The sequence below is a fragment of the Streptomyces sp. NPDC026673 genome (genome assembly GCF_040638135.1).
Classification (GTDB): domain Bacteria; phylum Actinomycetota; class Actinomycetes; order Streptomycetales; family Streptomycetaceae; genus Actinacidiphila.
Window position 1 is genome coordinate 20,620 of sequence record NZ_JBEZXR010000066.1, and the last position, 17,769, is coordinate 38,388.

The 17,769-nt window shown below is 73.7% G+C and carries 14 protein-coding genes; 12 read left to right on the forward strand and 2 right to left on the reverse strand.

The window, feature by feature from the left end; all coding sequences use genetic code 11:
- Positions 1–110: 110 nt before the first annotated feature.
- The gene (locus tag AB0F62_RS32735; RefSeq protein WP_361807678.1) at positions 111–956 is read left to right on the forward strand and encodes a hypothetical protein; all 846 of its coding nucleotides are present in this window, start codon (positions 111–113) and stop codon (positions 954–956) included.
- Positions 957–1,055: 99 nt separating this feature from the next.
- Here AB0F62_RS32735 and AB0F62_RS32740 read toward each other — a convergent pair whose 3' ends face one another.
- On the reverse strand, positions 1,056–1,484 hold the full coding sequence (locus AB0F62_RS32740; RefSeq protein ID WP_361807750.1) for a MarR family transcriptional regulator: 429 nt from the start codon (positions 1,482–1,484) through the stop codon (positions 1,056–1,058).
- Between the two features lie 341 nt (positions 1,485–1,825).
- Positions 1,826–4,294 (reverse strand): endopeptidase La, encoded by a 2,469-nt coding sequence (gene lon, locus AB0F62_RS32745; protein ID WP_361807681.1) that lies wholly within the window; start codon positions 4,292–4,294, stop codon positions 1,826–1,828.
- A 395-nt stretch (positions 4,295–4,689) separates the two neighbouring features.
- Here lon and AB0F62_RS32750 point away from each other — a divergent pair, with 395 nt between their 5' ends.
- From AB0F62_RS32750 to AB0F62_RS32800, 11 genes are all read left to right on the forward strand, one after another.
- Complete coding sequence (locus AB0F62_RS32750) at positions 4,690–5,256, forward strand: RNA polymerase sigma factor (protein WP_361807684.1); 567 nt, start codon at positions 4,690–4,692, stop codon at positions 5,254–5,256.
- A complete protein-coding gene (locus AB0F62_RS32755) occupies positions 5,250–6,179 on the forward strand; it encodes a zf-HC2 domain-containing protein (RefSeq protein ID WP_361807687.1) in 930 nt (309 codons plus the stop codon). Before AB0F62_RS32750 ends, AB0F62_RS32755 begins: the two co-directional genes overlap by 7 nt.
- Positions 6,176–6,961: an ABC transporter ATP-binding protein gene (locus AB0F62_RS32760; protein WP_361807690.1), complete on the forward strand. Its 786-nt coding sequence runs from the start codon at positions 6,176–6,178 to the stop codon at positions 6,959–6,961. The genes AB0F62_RS32755 and AB0F62_RS32760 overlap by 4 nt, the downstream gene beginning before the upstream one ends.
- The gene (locus AB0F62_RS32765; RefSeq protein ID WP_361807693.1) at positions 6,958–8,283 is read left to right on the forward strand and encodes a hypothetical protein; all 1,326 of its coding nucleotides are present in this window, start codon (positions 6,958–6,960) and stop codon (positions 8,281–8,283) included. The genes AB0F62_RS32760 and AB0F62_RS32765 overlap by 4 nt, the downstream gene beginning before the upstream one ends.
- Before the next feature lie 31 nt (positions 8,284–8,314).
- Positions 8,315–8,926, forward strand: a complete 612-nt coding sequence (locus AB0F62_RS32770) for a hypothetical protein (RefSeq protein ID WP_361807696.1) — start codon at positions 8,315–8,317, stop codon at positions 8,924–8,926.
- Between the two features lie 43 nt (positions 8,927–8,969).
- A complete protein-coding gene (locus AB0F62_RS32775) occupies positions 8,970–9,653 on the forward strand; it encodes a spermidine synthase (protein WP_361807699.1) in 684 nt (227 codons plus the stop codon).
- Positions 9,654–9,714: 61 nt separating this feature from the next.
- Positions 9,715–10,461, forward strand: a complete 747-nt coding sequence (locus tag AB0F62_RS32780) for a response regulator transcription factor (RefSeq protein ID WP_361807702.1) — start codon at positions 9,715–9,717, stop codon at positions 10,459–10,461.
- Positions 10,458–11,555: a HAMP domain-containing sensor histidine kinase gene (locus AB0F62_RS32785; protein WP_361807705.1), complete on the forward strand. Its 1,098-nt coding sequence runs from the start codon at positions 10,458–10,460 to the stop codon at positions 11,553–11,555. The genes AB0F62_RS32780 and AB0F62_RS32785 overlap by 4 nt, the downstream gene beginning before the upstream one ends.
- Positions 11,556–11,759: 204 nt before the next feature.
- Positions 11,760–15,593 (forward strand): multifunctional oxoglutarate decarboxylase/oxoglutarate dehydrogenase thiamine pyrophosphate-binding subunit/dihydrolipoyllysine-residue succinyltransferase subunit, encoded by a 3,834-nt coding sequence (locus AB0F62_RS32790; protein ID WP_361807708.1) that lies wholly within the window; start codon positions 11,760–11,762, stop codon positions 15,591–15,593.
- A gap of 161 nt (positions 15,594–15,754) precedes the next feature.
- Positions 15,755–15,934 (forward strand): DUF6104 family protein, encoded by a 180-nt coding sequence (locus AB0F62_RS32795; RefSeq protein ID WP_361807711.1) that lies wholly within the window; start codon positions 15,755–15,757, stop codon positions 15,932–15,934.
- A 964-nt stretch (positions 15,935–16,898) separates the two neighbouring features.
- Entirely contained in the window at positions 16,899–17,768 is an 870-nt protein-coding gene (locus tag AB0F62_RS32800; protein WP_361807714.1) for a DUF4097 family beta strand repeat-containing protein, read from the forward strand.
- The last annotated feature ends 1 nt before the right edge of the window (position 17,769 follow it).

Below are 17,769 nucleotides of genomic sequence, written 5' to 3' on the forward strand. Positions count from 1 at the left end.
CATCCGGGCCGCCGCCCTGGCAGGATGCGCTCCTTCACTCGCCGGTAACCCCCGGGGAGTGCCCGCCGGCTTCGAACAGCCCCCACGGGCCGCTGCTGCACACTGACCGCATGCGCATCGAGACGGCGACCGAGCCCGGCAGCCCCGAGCGGCCCAACGAGGACTTCGCCGCTGTGGCCATGCCCGCGTCAGGCGGCGGCGGTTCACTGATCCTGCTGGACGGCGTGACCCCGCCGGACGGTCCCACCGGATGCCGCCACACCGTCCCCTGGTATGTCTCCCAGCTGGGCGGATCCATGATCGAACTGTCCGTTTCGCCCGCGGCGCCGAGCCTCGCGGACTGCCTCGCCGAGGCCGTCCGGCGCACCGCGGCCGCGCATCGCGACACCTGTGACCTTTATCACCGCCGCACTCCCCAGGCCACCGTGGTCGCGGTCCGATGGAATGCGGACAGCGTGGAGCATCTCGTGCTTTCCGACTCGGTGTTGCTCATCGAGGACACCTCCGGCCACGTCGGCGCCGTGCTCGACGACCGGCTCCGCCGGCTTCCCGATCCGGTGCCCGCCCTGCGCGCGGCCGTCCGCACCCTCCCGCGCGGCACGGCGGCCCGCGCCGAGGCCGCCTCGGAGTACGGGCGCGCGGTGGAGGCCCTCCGCAACGCCGAGGGCGGCTTCTTCACCGCGGCGGCGGACCCCGCGGTCGCGGCACGCGCCGTCACGGGGACCCTGCCGCGTTCGGGGGTCCGCGCGGTCGCGGCCCTGACGGACGGCGCCGCCCGCCTCGTCGAGGTCTTCCACGAGGAGGACTGGCAGGGCACGTTCACCCTGCTGCGCAAGGCCGGCCCGGAGGAACTCCTCCGCCGGGTGCGCGCCGCGGAGTCGGCGGACCCGGACGGCGCCCGCTTCCCCCGCGGCAAGCCGCGCGACGACGCGACCGCGGTGTTCGCCCGGTGGTGACGGTGCCGCCGGTCGCGGGAAGCCGCGCGGCCGCGGGGCCGGGCGGGCGGTCGCGGGCGGTCGGGCGCGCGTGGTCGGTCGCGGGGCGGCCGGGCGGCGCTACGCCCCCTCCGTCTCCTGCGAGGTGTTCAACTGGCCCAGCAGTCGGGCCAGTTCGCGCAACTCGCCCCGGTCCCAGCCGCTGAGGCGGCTGACGTACCGCGCCCGGCGCGCCTCGCGGACACGGGAGAAGCGCTCCGCGCCCTCCGTCGTGAGCTGCACCAGGAAGGCCCTGCCGTCGGCGGGGTCCGGCTCGCGGAGGATGAGCCCGAGCTCCTCCAGGGCGCGCAGCTGACGGCTCATCGTGGCCTTGCCGACGCCGAAGTAGCCGGCGAGCACGGTGGCCCGCTCGGGGCCCGTCTCGGCGAGCCGGGCGAGGATCCCGTACGCGGCGGGCTCCAGGTCCGGATGGACCTCGCGGGCCATTTCGCCGGACGAGGCGCGGGCACGCCGCAACAGGACGGTGAGCTCGCGTTCGAGCGCCTCCATCACGGGATCCGCCTCCCCGGGGGAGCCGGCGCTTCCGGCCACCTCGTCACCCGCTTTCGGTCGTGGGGTACTTCTCGTCTCGGGCCGCCGTATGCGCAGCGTGGCCAGTATTTCGCAGGCGTGGACCGGCGACGTGATCAGGGGCCCTCACCCCGCCGGTGTCCTGCCGCCGGTGTCCTGCCGCCGCTGTCCGGCTGGCGGTGTCCTGCCGCCGGTGTCCCGCCGGGCCCGCGGACGGCGGCACCGCGCGGGCCCGGCGCGGGGCCACGGGCACACGAGAGCGGCCCCTCCTCAGGCGCCGGGAGGGGCCGCTCTCTTCTTTCACCCGGTCGGGGCCTCACTCACGCCGCGACCGGGGGCTCCTGCGCCGAGGGCGTGGAGCCGGCCCCGAGGCCGGAGCCCGCGCCCGTGACGGCGGGTTCCAGGGCCAGCTTCAGCACGTGCCGGACGTCCGAGACCGCGTGGACCTCCAGCTTCTCCAGGACCTCGGCCGGCACGTCGTCCAGGTCCGCCTCGTTCCGCTTGGGGATCACCACGGTGGTGATCCCGGCGCGGTGCGCGGCCAGCAGCTTCTGCTTGACGCCGCCGATGGGCAGCACGCGCCCGGTCAGCGACACCTCGCCGGTCATCGCCACGTCGGTGCGGACCCGCCGCCCCGACAGGAGCGAGGCCAGCGCGGTGGTCATGGTGACACCCGCGCTCGGGCCGTCCTTCGGGACCGCGCCCGCGGGGACGTGGATGTGGACGCCGCGCTCCTTCAGGTCGCCGACCGGCAGCTCCAGTTCGGCGCCGTGCGAGCGCAGGAAGGAGAGCGCGATCTGCGCGGACTCCTTCATCACGTCGCCCAGCTGACCCGTGAGCTGCAGTCCGCTGCCGCCGGTCTCGGGGTCGGCCAGCGACGCCTCGATGTAGAGGACGTCGCCGCCCGCGCCGGTCACCGCCAGCCCGGTGGACACGCCCGGCACCGCCGTTCGCCGCTCCTGCGGGTCCTGCGCGGACTCCGGCACGTGGTGCGGCCGCCCGATGAGCTCCCGCAGGTCCTCCGGGGTCACGGTGTACGGCAGCTCGCGCTCGCCGAGCTCGTGCTTCGCGGCGACCTTCCGCAGGATGCGGGCGATCGACCGCTCCAGGGTGCGCACGCCCGCCTCGCGGGTGTACTCCCCGGCCAGCTTGCGCAGGGCCGCGTCGTCGACCGTCACCTCGTCCTCGCCGAGCCCGGCCAGCTCGCGCTGGCGCGGCAGCAGGTGGTCACGGGCGATGACGACCTTCTCGTCCTCGGTGTAGCCGTCCAGCCGCACCAGTTCCATGCGGTCCAGCAGCGGCTCCGGGATGGCCTCCAGGACGTTGGCGGTGGCGAGGAACACCACGTCGCTCAGGTCCAGCTCGACCTCCAGGTAGTGGTCCCGGAAGGTGTGGTTCTGGGCCGGGTCCAGGACCTCCAGCAGGGCCGCGGCCGGGTCGCCGCGGTAGTCGGAGCCCACCTTGTCGATCTCGTCCAGCAGGACCACCGGGTTCATCGACCCGGCCTCCTTGACGGCGCGGACGATGCGGCCGGGCAGCGCGCCGACGTAGGTCCGCCGGTGGCCGCGGATCTCCGCCTCGTCGCGGACGCCGCCGAGCGCGACGCGCACGAACTTCCGCCCCATCGCGCGGGCCACGGACTCGCCGAGCGAGGTCTTGCCGACGCCGGGCGGGCCCACCAGGGCCAGCACCGCGCCGCCGCGGCGGCCGCCCACGACGCCGAGACCGCGGTCGGTGCGGCGCTTGCGCACGGCCAGGTACTCGGTGATGCGTTCCTTCACGTCCTCCAGGCCCGCGTGGTCGGCGTCCAGCACCGCCCGCGCGCCGGGGATGTCGTAGGCGTCCTGGGTCGTGGTGTTCCACGGCAGCTCCAGGACGGTGTCCAGCCAGGTGCGGATCCAGCTGCCCTCGGGGGACGCGTCGCTGGACCGCTCCAGCTTCTCGACCTCCTTCAGCGCGGCCTCGCGCACCTTCTCGGGCAGGTCGGCGGCCTCGACGCGGGAACGGTAGTCGTCCGCCTCGTCCTCCGGGTCGCCGTTCAGCTCGGCCAGCTCCTTGCGGACGGCCTGCAGCTGCTGGCGCAGCAGGAACTCGCGCTGCTGCTTCTCCATGCCCTCCTGGACGTCCTTGCGGATGGTCTCCGCGACGTCCTGCTCGGCCAGGTGGTCGCGCAGCCACTGCGTGGCCAGCTTCAGCCGGGCGACCGGGTCCAGGGTCTCCAGCAGCTCGATGCGCTGGCTGGTGGTGAGGAAGCCGGAGTAGCCGGCGTTGTCCGCGAGCTGCGAGGCGTCCTCGATCTGCTGGACGCGGTCCACGACCTGCCAGGCGCCGCGCTTGCGCAGCCAGCTGGTGGCCAGCGCCTTGTACTCCTTCATGAGCTCCGCGACGGTGCCGGGAGCCTCCGCCGGTGCGGGCTCGGACAGCTCGGTGCCCTCCACCCACAGGGCGGCGCCGGGGCCGGTCGTGCCGGCGCCGATGCGCACGCGGCTCACGGCACGGATCACGGCGCCGGGATCGCCGTCCGACAGGCGTCCCACCTGCTCGACGGTGCCCAGTGTGCCGACGCCCACGTAGTCCCCGTCGACCCGGGGAACGAGCAGGACCCGCGGCTTGTTGCCGAGACCGGGCCGGCCGGACCGCTGTGCGGCCTGGGCTGCCTCGACCGCGGCCCGCGCCTCGGCGTCGGTCAGGTCCACCGGCACGACCATGCCGGGCAGGACCACCGAGTCGTCGAGGGGCAGCACGGGCAGGGTGAGCGGCGCGAACGCCGACGAAGACGATTGAGCCATTATCTCTCCCTAAGCAATCAAGTTGAGCTATGCAGACTCAATGCATCTGATGCCCCTGGTGTTCCCCACGGCCTGTTCGCTCTGAGCGATCGGCCGCGGCGCGGGCCCCTCCGGGCCTCCGGCCGGGCATCGACGGCCCTCGGGCGGTCGACGGCCACGCGGTGGCCGCGCACGTGTACGACGCCCGGCCGGAGCCGGTCGCCCGCCTCCCTCCCCTCCCTCGGCGGCGGACAGCCGTGGCGTGGGAGCGCGGGTCGGCGTCCGAACGGAAGCGGTCGGCCCGGTCGGTGCGGTCGGCCCGGTCGGTGCGGAGGGCGTCGGAGGTGTCGGTGATCCCTCCCGAGAACCGATCGCGGCGGCGGTGGCGATAGAGGGGCGTGAGACTCTTCCGGCCCATGAGCCACGAGCCGCCCGGGGACGACGCGCTGATGCGCGCGATCGCCCGGGGCGACACGCAGGCCCTCGCAGATCTGTACGACCGCCATTCCGGATGGCTGCACGCACGGCTCACGCGGCGCTGCCCGGACCCGGAGATCGTCCGGGAGGTGCTGCAGGACACCTTCATGGCGGCCTGGCGCTCGGCGGGCACCCACCGCGGCGGGGCCGCGGGCGGCTGGCTGTGGGTGATCGCCGCCCGTCGGCTGTCGGACGCCCGCCGCGCCGCGGTGCGGGCCGGCACCCGCGAGCTGATGGCCGCGGAGGAGCCCGGCACCGCCCCCTCCGCCGAGGAACACGTCCTCGCCGGGCTGGAGTACGGCGACGTGGGCGCCGCGCTCGACCGGATCTCCCCGGAACTGCGGGCCGTCCTGCGGGCGACCGTGATCGACGGCCTCACCACACGGGAGGCCGCACGCCAGCTCGGGATACCCGAGGGCACCGTCAAGACCCGGGCCTCGCGGGCGCGCCGCGAATTGCGCGCCGCCCTCGCCGCCCTCGACCCCGCGGGAGGAACCGCATGCTGACCCCTGCCCGGGGGCGCCCCCGGCGTTCCCCGTCGACCCCGCGCTCGGCTCCGCGCCGTAACCGCGGCGCCTGGCACGTACCCGAGGACACGGCCGCCGCCTACGCCGGCGGCACCCTCGCCGACACCGCCGCCTGGTCGGTGGACAAGCACCTGGAGTCCTGCGCGGCCTGCTCCGCCCGGATCTCCGCGCTGGTCCGCTCCGGCGCGGGCGGAACGGTCCTCTCCGAGGTCCGGGACGCCGTGCTCACCGCGGCCGCGCACACCGCGCCGCGGACGGCCGAGGCCCTGACGGCGGAAACCCTGACGGCGGAGGCCCGACCTCGGACGGCCGTTGCCCGTCCCTGGCTCGCCGCGGTCCGCTCCGCGCGCACCCTGCGTCCCGCCTGGGTGGGGTCGGTGCTGCTGACACTGGCGGTGGCCGTGGCGCTGACGCGTTTCGGCGGGGCGCCGCAGGGGCGCCCCTGGCTGCTGGTGCTCTCCCCCGCGCTGCCGCCGGTGGGCGTGGCCCTCGCGTACGGGAGGTACGGCGACCCGGCCCACGAACTGATCGCGTCGACGCCCTCCGGGGGGCTGCGGCTGCTGCTGACGCGCACCGGAGCCGTGCTGGCGGTGTGCGTGCCGCTGCTGACCGCCGCAGGAGGCCTCCTGGCGGGCACGGGTGCGGCGGTGGCGTGGCTGCTGCCGGGCCTCGTGCTCACCGGGGCCACGCTCGCGCTGGGCAGCTGGACCGGCTGCCACCGGGCCGCCGCCCTGGTGACCGGCGGCTGGCTGGGCGCGGTCATCCTCTGCGGGCTCCCGCCCGCCTCCGCTCCCCTGCTGCTCTCCTCCTCCGCGCAGCCCGCCTGGGCCGCGGCCGCCGCCGCCTGCGCCCTTCTCCTGACCCTTCGCCGTACCGCCTTCGACCACCTGGAGCGCACATGAGCACCGAAACGACGGTCTCCGTCGACGGTCTGACCGTGAGACACCGCAGGACCACCGCCCTGGACGCCCTCGACCTGCGCGTCGGGCGCGGGGTCCACGGGCTGCTCGGCCCCAACGGCGCCGGGAAGACCTCGCTGATCCGGGTGCTGGCCACCGTGGCCGGACACCAGTCGGGCCGCCTGGAACTGCTGGGCCACGATCCGGCGACCCAGCCCGGGCGCACCGCGATCCGGCGGCGCCTCGGCTACCTGCCGCAGGAGTTCGGCCACTACCCGGGCTTCACGGTGCGCGAGTTCGTGGCGTACGTGGCCTGGCTGAAGGAGATGCCCGCGGCCACGGTACCGGCGGCCGTCGATCGCGCGCTGGAGCGGGTCGGCCTCGGCGACCGCGCCGACGCGAGGCTCAGGACCCTGTCCGGCGGCATGGTGCGCCGGGTCGGCATCGCCCAGGCCATCGTCAACGACCCGTACCTGCTGCTGCTCGACGAGCCGACCGCCGGCCTCGACCCGGAGCAGCGGGTGGCGTTCCGCGCCCTGCTCAGGGAAGTGGGCGCCACGGCGACCGTCCTGGTCTCCACCCACCTCGTCGAGGACGTGGCCACCGCCTGCACCGACGTGACGCTGCTCGACGGCGGCCGGATCGCCTTCCGCGGCACCCCGGCCGAGCTGGCCTCGGCCGGGGACGACGACGCGGCCGGGGACAGCCCGATCGAACGCGGCTACACCTCGGCGCTGCGCCGCCACCGCTCCGCGGGCTCCGCCGTCCGGGAGGCCGCCGTATGAGCGCCACGGACACCCTGACCACCCCTCCGCAGACGCCTCCCGCCGCGCCTCGTGCGCAGCGTGCCCCCCGGGCCCGCCGCACCGAGCTGCTGCGCGGCCACGGGCCGTTGACGGGGGCCGCCGTGGCCGGCAGCGTCCTCGTCGGCGTACTGGCCAACCGGTACTCACTGGGGGACAGCTGGGCGGTACTCCACGGCTTGCTGCGCGAGGCGGGCCTGCTCCTCGGCGGGCCGCTCACCCTCGCCGCGGGCTGCTGGCAGGGCGGTCGCGAGCGGCGGCGCGGCACCGGCGACCTGCTCGCCTCGGCCGCGCGGTCTCCGCTGCGCAGGGCGCTGACGGCGGCCCTGCCGTCGATGGTCTGGCCGGTGCTGGGGTACCTGGCGGCGACCGCCGTATGCCTGGGGGTGCTGCTGCCGTACGCGTCCTACGGGCACCCCGCCTGGGACCTGGCCGCCGCGGACGCGGTGGCGCTCGGGGCCATGGGCGCGCTCGGCTTCGCGGCGGGGCGGGCACTGCCCTGGCGGTTCACGGCGCCGCTGCTCGCGGTCGCCGGGTATCTGCTGCTCGCCGTCGGTGCCTACGCCGAGTCGGGCGCCACGGTGCTCAGCCCCGCGTATGTCGGACCCCGCGGTGACACCGTGGTCTGGTGGGCGGCCCCCGTCGCGGCGGTGTGGTACGCCGGGCCGGCCGCCGCCGCGCTGCTGGCCGGTCACGCCCGGCGGCGGGTGCTCACCGTCCTGCCGCTGGTCGTCGCCGTCGCCGCCGCGTCGGTCCTGTACCGGAGCGGCGACGACCTGTGGCGGCCCGACCCCGCCGCGTCCGCGCTCGTCTGCGACCAGGGCACCCCCACGGTGTGCGTCCGCGCGGTGCACGGCTCGGCGCTGCCCGCGGTGCGCGCGGTGGTGGACCGCATCGACGCCCGGCTGGACGGCGTCCCGGGGGCGCCCGTCCGGTACCGCGAGGGCGGATCGCCGGAGACGGCGCCGCCCGGGGAGGTCCGGTTCCAGCTGTACGGCGGAATCTTCCGAGGCCGCCTCGGCGACGACGGCATGCTCTACCGGGACTTCGTGTACGCCGTCTCCTCGACGGTGCCGTGCGAGAGGGATGGGGCCGATACGCGCGCCTACGCCAACGAGTACGCCGCCCAGGAGTGGCTGCGCCTGGGGCGTCCCCTCTTCCCCGCCAACCGGGCCGAGAACCGCGTCGCACGGGCGGCGGCGGAGCGGTTGCGCGCCATGACGCCCGACGACCGCCGCGCCTGGCTCGGCCGCTACCTGGCCGGCGTCCGGGCCTGCGACACCGGCGCGGTCCCGGCGCCGTGACCCCCACCGGACCCGTCGAGGAGGCCTGACGATGACCCCTTCCCTTCTGTCGCTCTATGTCCGTTCGCGTGGCCTGCCCGGCGCCGCCGCCGCGCTGGCCGTCCTCTTCGCCGCCTCCCGGTGGAGCGCGGACTGGCTGGTCGGCCGGCCGTTCTTCGACACCGGCGCCCGCGTCCCGGTGGTCGTCCTCGCCCCGGTCCTGGCGGCGGCCGTCATCGGCCTCTCGCTGCGCACCCACTCCCGTGAGGTGGACCGCGGCGCCCCGCTGCCCTGGTGGCGGTGGCGGGCCGTGCACCTGCTCGCCCTCACCGGTCCCGCGGTGCTCTGGCTGGGCGTCGCGGTCCCCGGGGACCCTGCCTACTTCGGCGCCCCGACGCTGGTCCGGGGGGTCCTCGGGTTCACCGGGCTCGCGGCCGCGGGCGCCGCCGTCCTGGGTGCCCGGCTGAGCTGGCTGCCGCCGGTGCTCTACGGCGGCGCCGTCTATCTCGCGGCTCCCCGTACGCCGGGCGGGGCGGCCGCGGTGTGGGCCTGGTCGATGCAGCCGGGCGCACAGCCCGCGGCCTGGGCGACCGCCGCCGTCCTCTTCGCGGGCGGCGCCGCCCTGGTGGCCTTCCGGGGAGCGGCCCCGGACAGCCGCGGGTAAAAATCCCGTTCGGCCCTGAGGATCACCTCATTACGCTGGGTCCATGTACGCGAACGATGAGGAACGGCCCGTCACACTCGACCGTCGTGACGGGCCGTTCGGGGAGATCGCCCTGCGGCGGAGCGGCGGACGCTACGAGATCATCGCCAACGGCACCTTCCTGATGGACACCTCCGACGGCCGTTCGGAGCGGCTGCTGGTCGACGGGGCGCTCGGCGCCCTCCCGGCGGACAAGGCGGACCTGTCGGTGCTGATCGGCGGGCTCGGGGTCGGCTTCTCCCTCGCGCGGGCGGCCGGCGAGCCGCGGTGGACGCGCATCGCGGTGGCCGAACGGGAGCGGGCGGTGATCGACTGGCATCGCGCGGGCCCGCTGGCGGAGTTCTCCGAGCACGCGCTGGAGGACCCGCGGGTGAGCGTCGTCGAGGGCGATCTGGTGGCGTATGTGCGGGATGCCGACGTGACGTACGACGCTCTGTGCCTGGACATCGACAACGGCCCGGACTGGACCGTCACCGAGGGTAACGGAGGGCTCTACGGACCCGGGGGCCTGGCGGCCTGCAAGGCGCGGCTCGAACCCGGCGGCGTACTGGCGGTATGGTCTGCGCAGCCTTCCGCCGCGTTCGACGACGCACTGCGGTCGGCGCAGTTCACGCAGGTCCGGACCATCGAGATCCCGGTGAATCGGGGCGTTCCGGATGTCGTGCACCTGGCAACCAATCCCGCATAGCCGCGGCGTCGCCCCGCCCCGTACGCTGCTGCGCAACGCAAACGACCATGGGGGACCCCACATGGACAGCACACAGCAGACGACGGTCGACGCCGCGGCGGTGGCGGCCACTCCCGGTGCGCAGCGCCGCGTGCTGGTGGTGGAGGACGACGCCACGATCGCGGACGCCATCGCGGCGCGCCTGCGGGCCGAGGGCTTCCAGGTCCGCACCGCGGGCGACGGCCCCGCCGCCGTGGAGACCGCCGCCTCCTGGCAGCCCGATCTGCTCGTCCTCGACGTGATGCTCCCCGGGTACGACGGCCTGGAGGTCTGCCGCCGCGTGCAGGCCTCGCGCCCGGTGCCGGTGCTGATGCTGACCGCCCGTGACGACGAGACCGACATGCTGGTCGGGCTCGGCGTGGGCGCGGACGACTACATGACCAAGCCGTTCTCGCTGCGCGAGCTGGTCGCCCGGGTCCATGTGCTGCTGCGCCGCGTGGAGCGCGCCACGATCGCCGCCCGCGACCCGCGCGGCGCCAACATGCAGCTCGGCGACCTGGAGATCGACAACGCCCAGCGCCGGGTCCGGGTCCGCGGCAGCGACGTGCACCTCACCCCGACCGAGTTCGACCTGCTGGTCTGCCTGGCGCAGCAGCCGCGCGCGGTGCTCTCCCGGGAGCAGCTGCTCGCCGAGGTCTGGGACTGGGCGGACGCCTCCGGCACCCGCACCGTCGACAGCCACGTCAAGGCGCTGCGGCGGAAGATCGGCGCGGAACGCATCCGCACCGTGCACGGGGTCGGCTACGCGCTCGAGACGCCCACGCCGTGAGCCCCTACAGCGCGCCGCGCCCGCCGAAGCTGCGGGAACGTGTCTGGGCCGCGCTGAGGCCGTACGACCCCTTCCGGTCGATCAAGGCGGCACTGCAGTACCTGGTGCTCGCCTCCGTGCTGATCACCACCGGCCTGATCATCGTGGCGATGCACTCCGCGACCGAGATCCGGATCATCACGATCTTCTCGATCATCGCCTCGCTGCTGATCTCGCAGCTGGTGGCGCACGGCCTGACCGCGCCCCTGCGCGAGATGACCTCGGTCGCCGCCGGCATGGCGCGCGGCGACTACAGCCGCCGGGTCACCGCGGTGCGCCGCGACGAGGTCGGCGAGCTGGCCGAGACCTTCAACCGGATGGCCGCCGACCTGGAGGCCGTCGACCGGCACCGCAAGGAGCTGGTGGCGAATGTCTCACACGAACTGCGCACCCCGATCGCGGCGTTGCGCGCCGTCCTGGAGAACGTCGTGGACGGGGTCTCCGAGGCGGATCCGGAGACCATGCGCACCGCGCTGCAGCAGGCCGAGCGGCTGAGCCTGCTCGTCGCCCACCTGCTGGACCTCTCCCGGCTCGACAACGGCGTCGTGCCACTGGACGCCAAGCGCTTCGAGGTGTGGCCCTACCTGTCGGCCGTGATCAAGACCGCCAGCCTGGGCATGCAGGGCAGCTCCGGGCCGGGGGCCCGGGCGCGCAAGGACGTCCACATCCACCTGGACGTCTCGCCGCCGGAGCTCACCGCGTACGCGGACGCCGAGCGGCTGCACCAGGTGGTCGCCAACCTGGTCGACAACGCCGTCAAGCACAGCCCGCCCAGCGGACGGGTCACCATCAGCGCCCGGCGCGGAGCGGGCCCCGGCAGCCTCGACCTGGAGGTCCTGGACGAGGGCCCCGGCATACCCGAGGCCGAGCGCACCCGGGTCTTCGAGCGCTTCAACCGCGGCAGCGCGGGACCGGGCGACGGGGGCACGGGGCTGGGTCTGGCGATCGCCCGCTGGGCGGTCGACCTCCACGGCGGCGACATCAAGGTGGCCGAATCCCCCCGCGGCTGCCGGATCCGCGTCACCCTCCCGGGGTCCTCCCCGGCGCCGGCTTGACGCCACGACCAGGGTGGACGTTGCCAGAGGCAACCGGACCAGTCGATTCAGAGCCCCATTCCCGCCAAACTCCGCACCGAAACCGCCTTTCCGATGTGACTTAGGCGACGACTGCCCACCCGGCCTGCAGGAAACGCTCAGGTAGGCGTAGCCTTTATTTCCGCTGTCCATCACCTTGTGAAGCGGAAGAGGGCGGTTGCCGCCGTGTCGCCACACCCCAATAGCTCGAGCTCCCCCGACCTCCGGTCGGGCGGTACCTCCGGGACCGAAACCGATGGGCAGGGCCAGGGCCCTGCTGCCGGCTTCGGGCCCAACGAGTGGCTTGTCGATGAGATCTACCAGCAGTACCTCCAGGACCCGAACTCGGTGGACCGAGCCTGGTGGGACTTCTTCGCCGATTACAAGCCGGGAGCGGATACGGGTTCCGCAGTCGCCTCGGGCCAGCCGCAGGCGGCCCCCGCAGCGCCGCCGGCCGCTCCGGCCGCACCCGCTGCCCCCGCACAGGGCAGCGCACCGGCCGCCGCGCCCGTGACGCCCGCCGCCCCGCCGGCCCCGGCCGTCCAGGCCCCGGCTCCGGCCGCTCCGGCCCCCGCGCCCGCCGCCGTGAAGCCCACCCCGGCGCAGCCGGCGCCCGCGGCCAAGGCCGCACCGGCCACCGCCGCCGAGGGCCCGGAGTTCGTGACGCTGCGCGGCCCGTCCGCGGCCGTGGCGAAGAACATGCACGCCTCGCTGGAGCTGCCCACGGCCACGTCCGTGCGCGCCATCCCGGTGAAGCTGCTGTTCGACAACCGCATCGTCATCAACAACCACCTCAAGCGCGCCCGCGGCGGCAAGGTCTCCTTCACGCACATCATCGGCTACGCCATGGTGCAGGCGCTGAAGATCATGCCGTCGATGAACTGGTCGTTCGCGGAGAAGGACGGCAAGCCGACGCTGGTCAAGCCCGACCACGTCAACCTCGGCCTCGCCATCGACCTGGTCAAGCCCAACGGCGACCGCCAGCTGGTCGTCGCGGCCATCAAGAAGGCCGAGACCCTGAACTTCTTCGAGTTCTGGCAGGCCTACGAGGACATCGTCCGCCGCGCCCGCGTCGGCAAGCTGACGATGGACGACTTCTCCGGCGTCACCGTCTCGCTCACCAACCCCGGCGGCATCGGCACCGTGCACTCCGTGCCGCGCCTGATGCCCGGGCAGTCGGTGATCCTCGGCGTCGGCTCGATGGACTACCCCGCCGAGTTCCAGGGCACCTCGCAGGACACCCTGAACAAGCTGGGCATCTCCAAGGTCATGACGCTGACCAGCACCTACGACCACCGGGTCATCCAGGGTGCGGCGTCGGGCGAGTTCCTGCGCATCATGAACCAGCTGCTGCTGGGCGAGAACAACTTCTTCGACGACATCTTCAAGGCGCTGCGCATCCCCTACGAGCCGGTCCGCTGGCTCAAGGACATCGACGCCAGCCACGACGACGACGTCACCAAGGCCGCCCGCGTCTTCGAGCTGATCCACTCCTACCGGGTCCGCGGCCACGTCATGGCCGACACCGACCCGCTGGAGTACAAGCAGCGCAAGCACCCGGACCTGGACATCACCGAGCACGGGCTCACCCTGTGGGACCTGGAGCGCGACTTCGCGGTCGGCGGCTTCGCCGGCAAGTCGCTGATGAAGCTGCGCGACATCCTCGGTGTGCTGCGTGACTCGTACTGCCGCACCGTCGGCATCGAGTTCATGCACATCCAGGACCCGCTGCAGCGCAAGTGGATCCAGGACCGCGTCGAGCGCTCGCACACCAAGCCCGAGCGCGACGAGCAGCTGCGCATCCTGCGCCGCCTCAACGCCGCGGAGGCCTTCGAGACCTTCCTGCAGACCAAGTACGTCGGCCAGAAGCGCTTCTCGCTGGAGGGCGGCGAGTCCGTCATCCCGCTGCTCGACGCCGTCATCGACGCGGCCGCCGAGTCGCGTCTGGACGAGGTCGTCATCGGCATGGCCCACCGCGGCCGGCTGAACGTGCTGGCCAACATCGTCGGCAAGTCGTACGCGCAGATCTTCCGTGAGTTCGAGGGCAACCTCGACCCGAAGTCGATGCACGGCTCCGGCGACGTGAAGTACCACCTGGGCGCCCAGGGCACCTTCACCGGCCTGGACGGCGAGCAGATCACCGTCTCGCTGGCCGCCAACCCCTCGCACCTGGAGGCGGTCGACCCGATCGTCGAGGGCATCGCCCGCGCCAAGCAGGACGTCATCGGCAAGGGCGGCACGGACTTCACCGTCATGCCGGTCGTCCTCCACGGCGACGCGGCCTTCGCCGGCCAGGGCGTCGTGGCGGAGACCCTCAACATGTCGCAGCTGCGCGGCTACCGCACCGGCGGCACCGTGCACGTGGTGATCAACAACCAGGTCGGCTTCACCGCCGCCCCGGAGTCCTCGCGCTCGTCGATGTACAGCACCGACGTCGCGCGCATGATCGAGGCGCCGATCTTCCACGTGAACGGCGACGACCCGGAGGCCGTGGTCCGCGTCGCGCGGCTCGCCTTCGAGTTCCGCCAGGCGTTCAACAAGGACGTCGTCATCGACCTCATCTGCTACCGCCGCCGCGGTCACAACGAGGCCGACAACCCGTCCTTCACCCAGCCGCTGATGTACGACCTGATCGACAAGAAGCGCTCGGTGCGCAAGCTCTACACCGAGTCCCTCATCGGTCGCGGCGACATCACCCTCGAAGAGGCCGAGCAGGTCCTGCAGGACTACCAGGGCCAGCTGGAGAAGGTCTTCACCGAGGTCCGCGAGGCGACCGCGCCGGCCGCCGCGCAGGAGGAGGAGAGCCAGGCCGCCGGCCCGGAGTTCCCCGTCCCGGTGGGCACCGCGATCAGCCAGGAGACCGTGAAGCGGATCGCCGCCTCGCAGGTCAACATCCCGGAGCGGATCACCGTCCACCCGCGTCTGATGCCGCAGCTGCAGCGCCGCGCGGCCATGGTCGAGGACGACACCATCGACTGGGCCATGGGCGAGACCCTCGCCATCGGCTCGCTGCTGATGGAGGGCACGCCGGTCCGCCTGGCGGGCCAGGACTCCCGCCGCGGCACCTTCGGCCAGCGGCACGCCGTCCTGGTCGACCGGGAGACCGGCGAGGACTACACCCCGCTGCTGTACCTGTCCGAGGACCAGGCGCGCTACAACGTCTACGACTCGCTGCTCAGCGAGTACGCGGCGATGGGCTTCGAGTACGGCTACTCGCTGGCCCGCCCGGACGCGCTGGTGGCCTGGGAGGCCCAGTTCGGCGACTTCGTCAACGGCGCCCAGACCGTCGTCGACGAGTTCATCAGCTCGGCCGAGCAGAAGTGGGGCCAGACCTCCGGCGTCACCCTGCTGCTGCCGCACGGCTACGAGGGCCAGGGTCCGGACCACTCCTCCGCCCGCATCGAGCGCTTCCTGCAGCTGTGCGCGCAGAACAACATGACGGTCGCGGTCCCGACCACCCCGGCGAACTACTTCCACCTCCTGCGGTGGCAGGTCCACAACCCGCACCACAAGCCGCTCATCGTCTTCACCCCGAAGTCGATGCTGCGTCTGAAGGCGGCGACCTCGAAGACCGAGGAGTTCACCTCCGGTCAGTTCCAGCCGGTCATCGGCGACAGCGCCGTCAGGCCCGAGGACGTCCGCAAGGTCGTCTTCTGCTCCGGCAAGGTCTACTACGACCTCGTCGCCGAGCGCGAGAAGCGCGGCGCGCACGACACCGCCTTCATCCGCATCGAGCGCCTGTACCCGCTGCCGGGTCTGGAGATCCAGGCCGCCCTGGCCCCGTTCACCAAGGCCCAGAAGTACGTGTGGGCCCAGGACGAGCCGGCCAACCAGGGTGCCTGGCCCTTCATCGCCCTGAACCTGATCGACCACCTCGATCTGGTGCTCGGCGCGGCCCCGGACAACGCCGACCGGCTGCGTCGTGTGTCGCGTCCGTCCTCCTCGTCGCCGGCGGTCGGTTCCGCCAAGCGGCACCAGGCGGAGCAGGAGCAGCTGGTGCGCGAGGTCTTCGAGCTCTGAGGCTCCGACCCCGCTCACCCGGTACGACCCGTGGGGCCCCGCACTCCGTGAGTGCGGGGCCCCGCGCGTCGGCCCCGTCCCGGTACCGGCACCGCGACGGGGTCCGCGACCTGCATATCCTTGCCGGGAGAGTCCCGCCGACAACCCCATCGGAGCACCCCTTGTACTTCACCGACCGCGGCATCGAGGAGCTGGAGAACCGGCGCGGCGAGGAGGAGGTCACCCTCGCGTGGCTCGCCGAGCGGCTGCGGGAGTTCGTCGACCTCAACCCCGAGTTCGAGATCCCGGTGGAGCGGCTGGCGACCTGGCTGGCCCGGCTGGACGACGACGAGGACGAGTAGCCGCCCGCCCCGGACCCAGGGGCGGAAGGCCCGAACCTCACGTCCCGGCCACGGACGGTGACGACATCCGGATTGCCGTCGGCCTCGGTGACCCCGACCGTGCGGGCCGCGTCGCCGGGGAGCGCGATCCTCACCCGGGAGGCCCGGACAGGGCAGCGCCCGCGGGCCGAGCCCTTGCGCTTGCGCTTGCCCTTGCCCTTGCCCTTGCCCTCGAAGTCGAGGTCGGTGTCGCGGTCGTCGGCCGGGACCGAGGCGTGCGGGTGGAACGGCGGCACGCCGGTGTCCGCGGCGGAGTCGCCGGTCCCGACGGGGGTCGCCCTGTCCCGGTCGTCCGGCGTGCAGGTGGCGCGGGAGGTGTCGGCGACCTCGACGGTGGCGACGGCCGGCTCGGTCTCGGTCGCGTGGACGGCGGCGAGGAAGCGCACCGCGGTCGTCCTCGCCGTACAGGAGCCCACCACGGTCCCGGGGTCCTCTCCGTCCCCCAGCGGCGAGGCGTCCGGCGCCGGAGCGCCCGGGGACGGCCGCCGCGGACGGGGCCGTACGACCCGCCCGGGCGGCGGGTTCCGCGGTGCCGGTGTCGCACGCGGTGCCGGCGAGGGCCGCGACGAGCGGGGCGCCGGCCGCGGTGGCGGTGCGAAGGCGCATGAGTGCGGTCCCCGTGTCGGCCGCCCGGAGGTCCGCGCGGCGGGAATGGTCGGGCATGGTCGGGCATGGGCACATCACGCGATACCTCGCATCCCCGGTTCCGGCGCGCGCGGCGCCGCCGGGGGGTGCGGAGGGCCTTGCCCGTACGCCGCTCGACCGGTCGCACCAAGGCGCCGCGGGGCGGGAATTCGCCGTCCCGGCGCGCGTGGCGGTCCCTTGACTTCCCACCCACGCGATATATCGTGTTCTTCGAGAGACGCGATATGTTGCGTTAGCGGCGTTGTCCCGGCGTGCCCGGGTGACCTCAAGGAGGGGCGAAATGAGCGGAACACCCGGCTCACGGGAGTGGACGGTCACCGAGCCGCACAAGATGGTCTTCGACGGGACCGTCGACACCCTGCACGTCCGGATCGTCAACGGCGCCGTCAACGTCGTCGGCGTGGACGAGGGCCCGGCCCGGCTGGAGGTGAGCGAGCTCGACGGCCCGCCGCTGCTCGTGTCCCACGAGGGCGGGACGCTGACCGTCACCTACGAGGACCTGCCCTGGAAGGGCCTGCTCAAGTGGCTCGACCGCAAGGGCTGGCGGCGGCACGCCGTCGTCTCCCTCGCCGTGCCGCAGCGCACCCATGTGTCGGTCGGGGTGGTCGGGGCGAACGCCGTGATCTCGGGGATCTCGGACCGCACGGCCGTACGGGGGGTCAACGGCGACATCACGCTGGTCGGCCAGGCCGGCCCCGTGAGCGCCGAGACGGTCGCGGGGAACGTGGAGGCCCAGGCGGTCTCCGGCGATCTGCGGGTCAACACCGTCTCGGGCGACCTGACCGTGGTCGAGGGCAGCGGGGCGGCCGTCAAGGCCGACTCGGTCAGCGGCAACATGGTGCTCGACCTGGACCCGCGCAGCGGCGCCGACGTCCGCCTCACCTCCGTCTCCGGTGAGATCGCGATCCGCATCCCCGAGCCCGGGGACGCCGAGGTCGACGCCAACACCACCAGCGGCGCCGTCTCCTGCGCCTTCGACGAGCTGCGGGTCAGCGGGCAGTGGGGGGCCAAGCGGATCTCCGGCCGGATGGGATCCGGCGGCGCCCGGCTGAAGGCCACCACGGTGTCGGGCGCGATCGCGCTGCTGCGCCGCCCGCCCCAGGAGGAGCACGGCCCCGCCGACGCGGACCCGTTCCGGAAGGACGTCTGAA